General features: G+C 54.4%; 2 protein-coding genes, 1 tRNA gene and 1 pseudogene. 3 read left to right on the forward strand and 1 reads right to left on the reverse strand.

Annotated elements, in window-relative coordinates:
* Positions 1–288 precede the first annotated feature (288 nt).
* Entirely contained in the window at positions 289–978 is a 690-nt protein-coding gene (locus AC1DRJ_RS25970; RefSeq protein ID WP_090181851.1) for a crotonase/enoyl-CoA hydratase family protein, read from the reverse strand.
* A 65-nt stretch (positions 979–1,043) separates the two neighbouring features.
* On the opposite strand from AC1DRJ_RS25970, the gene AC1DRJ_RS25975 reads away from it, so the two are divergent.
* The 3 genes and pseudogenes from AC1DRJ_RS25975 (at position 1,044) to AC1DRJ_RS25985 (ending at position 1,884) form a co-directional block, all read left to right on the forward strand.
* Positions 1,044–1,181, forward strand: coding sequence for a hypothetical protein (locus tag AC1DRJ_RS25975; RefSeq protein ID WP_477804675.1), 138 nt, complete (start codon positions 1,044–1,046; stop codon positions 1,179–1,181).
* A 105-nt stretch (positions 1,182–1,286) separates the two neighbouring features.
* Positions 1,287–1,376: transfer RNA gene (locus tag AC1DRJ_RS25980), tRNA-Ser, on the forward strand.
* Between the two features lie 306 nt (positions 1,377–1,682).
* Positions 1,683–1,884, forward strand: a pseudogene (locus tag AC1DRJ_RS25985) (hypothetical protein).
* Positions 1,885–1,913 lie beyond the last annotated feature (29 nt).

Below are 1,913 nucleotides of genomic sequence, written 5' to 3' on the forward strand. Positions count from 1 at the left end.
GGCCCAGAATCACACCGAGCACACCAGCCAGAATAAAGTGCGGGCCCATCAAGAACATACGAAATACAAACAGCATTTGCAGGCCCCACCGGGACAAAGGTGGCGCAGTGTACGGATGTGCACTGTTTTCGGCAATTGCCGCTAAAGAGGGGGAGAAAGGCGATGTTTGTGAGTATGTTTCTGACTTGTTGGTCAGATGCGGCCTAGAGCGGTTGCAGACTTTTCAGCGCAGCACGTAAGAAAAAGCCCGACACGACGGTCGGGCTTTTCGGTGCAGTGCGTTTGAGCTTAACCCAAATGCTCCTGGTCCAGGATGATCGCGTTGTCCAGCGTCTCCAGCAACGCCTTGCGTACTTTCAGCTTGGTGTTCTTGTGCGCGGTCATGTTGATCTTCTTCAACTGACGAGCCGCCGCCAGCGCTGCGCCTTGCAACTCTTCGGCCGACACCACCACGTCGAGGAAACCGGCATCCACGGCGCTCTGCGGGTTAAACATCTCACCATTGATCACAGAGCGGTGGAACGCCGACTTGCGCAGGCGATCACGTGCGATTTCGATACCGGCGTGGTGCATGGTCATGCCGATCTGCACTTCGTTCAGGCCAATGCTGAATGGGCCGTCGACACCAATGCGGTAATCCGCCGACAGCAGCAGGAAAGCACCCTTGGCCACGGCATGCCCAGGACATGCCACGATCACCGGGAACGGGTGCGACAGCAGGCGACGGGCCAGGGTCGAACCGGCAGTGACCAACGCAACGGCTTCTTTAGGGCCGGACGTCATCACCTTCAAGTCATAACCACCCGACAGAATCCCGGGGGTACCGGTAATGATCACCACCGCACGATCCGTCACCGCTTGATCCAGCGCAGCGTTAAACGCAGCAATTACGTCGGGCGAGATGGCATTGACCTTGCCATTGCTCAAGGTCAGGGTCGCGATACCGTCTTCGAGATGGTAGGAAATCAACTCACTCATGACGCTATTCCTTGTATGAAAGTTGGGGCAGACGTTACCCACCGCGGCAGGCCAGGTAAAGCGCTGTGACTGACCCGCCAGTCACCCTTTCCCTGCCAGGCAAGCGTGGCCCGCCACACCCGCCGCGCATTCCCCTCTATATAGAAGAGGGCGCGAAGCCGGAGATTGGCAGGTTTGCCATGGGCATCAACCCGCCGGAATGACTAAAACGCTAAGCGCATGAAAATTCTGCAAAAAAAGTTTGCCATCAGAAAAGGTTTCGACTACATTAGCGCGCCTCGACAGACAGAACTTGTTTGACGAGATACGGTGAAGTGTCCGAGTGGCTTAAGGAGCACGCCTGGAAAGTGTGTATACAAGAAATTGTATCGAGAGTTCGAATCTCTCCTTCACCGCCAAATTCGATGTAACCAGAACCCCTGATTTCGAGAGAAGTCAGGGGTTTTGTGGTTTCTGGGGGCTGGGTTTTGGAAGTGGCGCTGTCGTTTCTGAAATTTATGTAGGACGAGTCGCGGGTCTGTGGGATGCAGTGCTGGAAAGCCAAGCGCTTGGGGCGTCCACAAGGTTTGGCGTCTCAAATGAGCCATATCGAGAAGGGGTTTTCGTTTTGTGCCTTCGGGTTCAAGATGAAAAAAAGGGCAGCACATATGACTGCTTCCCCCTTAACTCAGAATGGACTCACGCCCGTTATGCAGGAAATGACCATGAAACAGGCCGAACTCGAAAAGGTTCATGTAGAAATCATCAAATTGCTCGCTGAGCAACGCAATCTGAATGCTGAAGCGGGCAAGTTGAGTGCCGAGGCGGCAAAATGACCCGTGAGACCTTTTGGTATCCGGTGGCGATCGCCATAGAATGATTGGTACGGTAGCAACCGTCACTGCGGTGTTGATTAAACTTCTTTAGCGCCTGATTTTTCCCCATCCGGTATGACC

It is taken from the genome of Pseudomonas sp. P5_B2, from assembly GCF_056400445.1.